Annotated in this window: 5 protein-coding genes and 1 pseudogene; 3 read left to right on the forward strand and 3 right to left on the reverse strand. The window is 41.1% G+C overall.

From position 1 onward, the window contains the following. Nucleotides 1–68: 68 nt before the first annotated feature. The 3 genes from araA to B3139_RS13490 are packed head-to-tail and all read right to left on the reverse strand — an operon-like array spanning nucleotide 69 to nucleotide 4,011. Nucleotides 69–1,571, reverse strand: a complete 1,503-nt coding sequence (gene araA, locus B3139_RS13480) for an L-arabinose isomerase (protein ID WP_293883928.1) — start codon at nucleotides 1,569–1,571, stop codon at nucleotides 69–71. Nucleotides 1,572–1,613: 42 nt separating this feature from the next. After that, nucleotides 1,614–2,306 (reverse strand): L-ribulose-5-phosphate 4-epimerase, encoded by a 693-nt coding sequence (locus B3139_RS13485; RefSeq protein ID WP_293883930.1) that lies wholly within the window; start codon nucleotides 2,304–2,306, stop codon nucleotides 1,614–1,616. A gap of 16 nt (nucleotides 2,307–2,322) precedes the next feature. Next, nucleotides 2,323–4,011, reverse strand: coding sequence for a ribulokinase (locus B3139_RS13490; RefSeq protein WP_293883932.1), 1,689 nt, complete (start codon nucleotides 4,009–4,011; stop codon nucleotides 2,323–2,325). Between the two features lie 335 nt (nucleotides 4,012–4,346). On the opposite strand from B3139_RS13490, the gene B3139_RS13495 reads away from it, so the two are divergent. The 3 genes and pseudogenes from B3139_RS13495 to B3139_RS13505 form a co-directional block, all read left to right on the forward strand. Next, complete coding sequence (locus B3139_RS13495; RefSeq protein ID WP_209578175.1) at nucleotides 4,347–5,051, forward strand: NUDIX hydrolase; 705 nt, start codon at nucleotides 4,347–4,349, stop codon at nucleotides 5,049–5,051. Nucleotides 5,052–5,198: 147 nt separating this feature from the next. Then, nucleotides 5,199–5,849: a hypothetical protein gene (locus B3139_RS13500; protein ID WP_293883933.1), complete on the forward strand. Its 651-nt coding sequence runs from the start codon at nucleotides 5,199–5,201 to the stop codon at nucleotides 5,847–5,849. Nucleotides 5,850–6,154: 305 nt separating this feature from the next. Then, a pseudogene (locus B3139_RS13505) lies at nucleotides 6,155–6,306 on the forward strand (F0F1 ATP synthase subunit beta); the annotation flags it as partial.

Consider the following 6,306-nt stretch of genomic DNA (forward strand, 5'->3'; position numbering starts at 1 on the left):
CCCAAATTGGTTATTATAAATAAGCCATTTATGCCTTCACGAGAGAAGCACATAAATGGCTTAAGTTATTATTTACTGAGTAAATAATAAAGTTCATTCCATTTTAATTGATCTTCGAGTTTCGCTAGTGTAGTCTCCTCATCGATCAAAACATATTCCAGTCCGGCAATACGCGCAAAATCTTCGAGATATTCAGGCGTCAAGCTCAAACTGTAAGCGGTATGGTGAGCACCTCCAGCTACAATCCAGGCGCTGCAACCTGTTTTCATATCAGGAAGCGGTTTCCATAACACGCGTGCGACGGGAAGCTTTGGTAAATCCTCTTCCACGGAAACACCTTGTACCTTATTAACGATCAAACGAAAGCGCGTTCCCATATCGACCAATGAAGCATTCAGTGCATTTCCGCTCTGACCGTTGAACACCAAACGGGCAGGGTCCGCCTTGCCACCAATCCCTAGCGGATGCACTTCGATACGCGGTTTTCCGGTTGCTAATGCCGGGTCTACTTCTAACATATGTGAACCAAGTACCATTGGATTCTGTGGATCAAAATGATAAGTATAGTCTTCCATAAATGCAGTGGTTCCTGGTAATCCTGCTCCCATCACTTTACATGCACGCACCAAAGCTGGAGTCTTCCAATCTCCTTCACCTGCAAAACCATATCCCTCAGCCATTAATCGCTGTACTGCCAAGCCCGGAAGTTGCACCATACCATGCAGATCCTCAAAAGTATCCGTGAAACCTTTAAAGTTTCCTTGTTCCAAAAACTTCCTTAAACCAATTTCGATTTTAGCGGCCTCGATTAAGTTCGTATGAAACGCTCCGCCAGCTTTCACATTTTCGGCCAACTCATAAGCCGATTCGTACTCCGCCAGCAAGGCTTCAATTTCCGCTTCAGTACTGGCGTTGATAACCTCTACTAAATCACCGATGGCGTAAGTATTTACCGAAAAGCCAAATCTCGACTCCGCTTCCACTTTATCGCCGTCTGTAACCGCCACATAGCGCATATTGTCACCAAATCGTGCAAATTTTGCGCCCTGCCAGTCATGCCACCCAGCTGCCGCGCGAGCCCAAATATTGATCCGTTCAAGCACCTCCGCATCTTGCCAATGGCCAGTCACGACTTTACGCGCTATCTTTAAGCGGCTAACGATATGTCCAAATTCGCGATCTCCATGAGCACTTTGATTGAGATTCATAAAATCCATATCGATACTATTCCATGGAATATCCTGGTTGTACTGCGTATGCAGATGTAACAATGGCTTTTGTAATGCCTTTAAACCTCTAATCCACATCTTTGCTGGGGAAAATGTATGCATCCATGTGATGACGCCTATACAATTTTCTGCACTATTGGCGGCAGCCAATGTGGTATATATCTCATCCGTATTCTTTACGATCGGTTTATATTTTACTCCTACCGGAATCACTTTTTGCGTATGAAGGTAATTGGCTATCTCTTCTGCATGTAGAGCAACTTGTCTTAAAGTCTCCTCTCCATACAGGTCTTGGCTCCCCACGACAAACCAGACCTCTAGTTCTTTTAAATTGATATTCATGTTAAATTGTAGTTTTTCTATAGATTTTTTATTACTCAAACATTATTGACCATAATAGGAATTAGCACCATGCTTCCGTTCATAATGCTTTTTAACCAAAGCAGCTTTTAATCGAGCGGCTTTGGGATTGATCTGTTCTGTCAGCCAGGCCATTTTAGCAACCTGTTCCAGCACCGCACTGTTATACACAGATTTTGCTCCAGTTTTACCCCAGGCAAATGGAGCATGGTTGCCAACGAGAATCATTTCCACTTCTTTATAGTCTAGCTTTTTCTCACTAAAATGATTGATAATCTGAAAGCCTGTTTCATGTTCATAGTTTCCTGCAATCATTTCATCGCTCATCGGTGGAGCACATGGAATATCTTTTGTCAGGTGATCGGCGTGTGTGGTACCAAAAATAGGAATATCCCGCTGCGCTTGTGCCCATGCCGTGGCATAGGTTGAGTGTGTATGGGTTATACCTCCAATCTCTTCCCAGTGTTTGTAGAGCAGCGCATGCGTCTTTGTATCGGACGACGGGCGGAGATCACCTTCAATGATTCGACCGTCAAAATCTACAATTACCATATGCTCTGGCGAAAGTTCTTCATAGGGAACGCCACTAGGTTTAATAGCAAATACACCATGCTGACGATCGACCACACTCACATTTCCAAATGTAAAAAGCACTAAGCCCAATTGGGGCAATTGCATATTGCAATGATATGCTTCCTCTTTAATTGAATTATACATGATTAAATTTGAATGGTTAAACAGTAAGGGCACGCAATTCTTTTCCTTCTACGAAAGCACCCAAAGCACGGTAACGTTCGTAGCGTTTAGCATACATTGGCACCCATTTTTCCTCTGGTATGTAGGTTTGTTCAAAGCCTTGCCCCATCGCTTTCATCGCATCTTCGACCCGGTCATATAAACCCGCTGCCGTGGCGGCAAACATCGCTGCGCCGATAGCGCACGTCTGCTCACTTTTATGGATACGAATCGGCATATTCATTACATTTGCCATCATTTGCATAATAAAAGGTGATTTTTTTGCGACACCGCCCAAACCAATCAAACCTTTCACAGGAATACCCTGAGCGACAAAACGGTCCACAATCGCCTTTGCTCCGAAACATGTTGCTTCGACAATCGCCCTGAAAATACGTGGAGCATCAGTTCCGAGGTGTAAGCCCGTAATCGCACCTTGCAAGGATTGATCTGCATCGGGTGTGCGGCGACCATTGAGCCAGTCAATTGCTAATTCAGACGCTTCTGTTACCGGAAGCAACGCAGCCTGCTCACTTAACCGAAACAATAGCTTATCTTCCAATGTGGCGATCAACTGTTCACGGTTGTCCTCAGACATACCTTCAACCTCTTGTATTAAATTCTTCGTTGGCCACAATAACACTTGCTTCAGCCATGCGTAAGCATCACCAAATGCAGACTGTCCTGCCTCCATGCCAATCATTCCCGGAATAATCGAACCATCTACCTGACCACAGATCCCCTTCACCAAAGTATGCTGTACTTCCTCCTTTGGGGCAACTAGCATGTCGCAAGTAGATGTTCCCATCACCTTACTTAAATAATACGGTTCAATTTGCCCCCCAACCGCACCCATATGACAGTCAAAAGCACCTACACCGACAACGACCGACGTCGTCAGCCCCAATCGTTGTGCCCATTCTTCCGAAAGTTGACCAGCAGCTTTATCGGCCGTATAGGTTTCGGAAAACAGTCGGTCTACTATACCGTCCAACAAGGGGTCTAGCGACGAAAAAAAGGAATTAGGTGGCAATCCACCAAATTCTTCAGCCCAAAGCGATTTGTGACCAGCCGAACAGACACCACGTTTCATAGCAGCTACATCTGTTCCTCCAGTTAATAAAAAAGGAATGTAATCGCAATGCTCCACCCAGCTGTATGTAGCGGCACGCACCTTTTCATCAGCCCTAAAAACATGAAGCAATTTGGCCCAGAACCATTCCGAAGAATAGACGCCCCCCACATACTTCAGATAATCGACTGAATTATTTTGATTATAAAGGTTAATCTCCTTGGCCTCCTGAACGGCCGTATGATCTTTCCATAAGACGAACATGGCATTGGGGTTTTGCTCAAACTCTGGCAGTAAAGCTAACGGAATGCCCTTTTCATTTACGGCAACTGGAGTAGACCCCGTTGTATCAACGGAAATCGCTCTTACGGTTTCACCTATATTGCTTAATCCCGATTTGCTTAAGCAATCTTTTATGGTCGCTTCCAATCCTTCGATGTAATCCAAAGGGTGTTGCCTGAACTGACTTAAAGCAGCATCACAATACTCACCTCTTTTCCAACGCGGGTAGTAAAATACCGAAGAAGCGATTTCCTCGCCATTGTTAGCATCGACCAATACCGAACGGACCGAATCACTTCCATAGTCCACCCCAATGACATGCGATTTATTCATTTTTGCTGAATTTGGTTTATAACTTATATTATAATTGTTCTTAACGTCTTACTTTTCAATTTTCCATCTCTAAAGTTAGCATTGAAAAAAATAATTAGTGTCAAATAAACATTTAATTTTTTAAATATGAAAGAAAATTTTCATATTTAAAAAATTGATCTAACTTCATAGCAGCAAATTATGATTGACCCTACATCCTGATATAGGCATATAATACGGTTTAAAGGAGTATATCAGCCAATTATTGTACTTATTTTTAGCTATTTACTTTTTTACATAGTTTTGCCCATGGAATTGGTGGGGTGAAGTCAGATAAAACGATAAAACGATAGACAATGGAATATTATAAAAAAGATTCAGGGATCCTTTTGGCTGTAGACTGTATCATATTTGGATTTAACGGCGAATCCCTAGAAGTACTTTTAATTAAACGCGATTTCGAACCAGAAAGAAATAAATGGAGCCTAATGGGAGGTTTCGTTCAATCCAATGAAAGTCCTGAAGAAGCTGCAAGCAGAGTGCTGAGACAGCTAACAGGACTTGAAAATGTATATATGGAGCAATGTAGTGTATTTGGGGAGCCTACCCGCGAACCTAACGATCGCGTTGTCAGCATCTGTTACTTTGCCCTGATTGATACGCAGCAATACAAACATATCCTCAGTGATGATTACGAAGCAAAATGGTTTCCTTTGCAAGAGCGCCCGGCACTTATCTTCGACCACGACCAGATGATTACTTCAGCGCAGCACCGCCTACGCATGAAAGCAGCGTTATATCCCATATTATTTGAATTGCTACCCGAGAAATTTACCATTCCCCAAATTGCTGCGCTCTATGAAGGCGTGTATAATATCGAGCTGGATAAGCGCAATTTCAGCCGAAAGCTGCTATCTTCAGATCTTATCATCAAACTCCAAGAAAAGGATAAAGAAAACTCGAAGAAAGGTGCCTATTTTTTTAAATTGAATACGGCTATTTATAAGGAAAAGATCATGTCCTTTCTTCGTTATTTACCGAGCTGGTCTATCGAACCCTAAAAATAAAGCAGGAAAATCTAACCTGACAATAGGAATATATTCACTTTCAATTTTCGTTTTTTCAATTATTCCTTATATTTATCACAGGTATATCCTAGCTTTACATCTAGGAAAAGCTAAATGATGCATTTTATAACTATAAACAACATGAGCAAATTGAGATTAGCATTTATATTCTTTACAATTTTATTTATTTCATCATATACTACACTACAGGCACAAAATCCTGCATCGGCTCCCCCGACTAAAGCAGCGCAACAGGATAATGCCTTCAAGTATAGTCCCGATGGATTAAAAAAAGGAAGTTTGTCCAATCAATTTGACCACCTTAACTATATTTCGAAAAACAACTATGATTTCAAGATGGTGCGTAAAACCAATCTTGACATTGTCAAAAGGAATGTGATTGATACTGTAGCAAAACTTCACAAAGAAATCAGCTCATTGAAATCTTCTTCAAGCAATTATTCTTCGAACACAAAAAATTTGCAAGATTCTATCCAGGTCTTAAACGATCAGCTGGCGCAAGAGAAGGAAAAGACAGAAAGTTTATCTTTCTTGGGAATCAGTACATCGAAAGCTTTTTACAATACCGTTGTTTGGACGATCATTGGGATATTGGCAGTAGCGACATTTATCTTTCTATTTTCCTATCGAAAAGCGAAAGTGGATACAGTGGAATTCCAAAAGACAGCGGAGCAATCCCAGGAAGAATTTGCAACTTTTCGCAAAAAGGCTATGGAAAAAGAACAACTGCTTAAGCGCCAGCTACAAGACGAATTAAACAAAAAAATCTAGTACTCCTTTTCCTAAAATTAGGAGATATATCTTGATCGACCTGTAGCGAATCCATGAACCATTCGATGACAGGTCGATTTTATTTAGCGGTGTAGGTTAAAGAAGAAAAACTATATTTGCATCGATCGAAATTGAAACAGACAGAATTACAATAGATAACATTTTGACCTACATTAATAAATTTATAATTTAATTACAAATTCTATTTGTTTTTAAATACGAATAACCTTATTTTTGCTGACCAAAAAAGAGGCCTTTTATGTCTCTTATATAAAATTGATTAATAAATATTTAGTCCCTATAATATGCCCAAGATTGGTAAAATAGCGCAGATTATCGGCCCAGTTGTTGACGTCAACTTCGCCGACAGTGAAAATCTACCTAAAATTTACGATGCATTGTACATTCAAAAAGAAAATGGACAACGTGTTGTATTAGAAGTTCAACAACACTTAGG

Source organism: Sphingobacterium sp. UBA1498 (assembly GCF_002325125.1).
GTDB lineage: Bacteria > Bacteroidota > Bacteroidia > Sphingobacteriales > Sphingobacteriaceae > Sphingobacterium.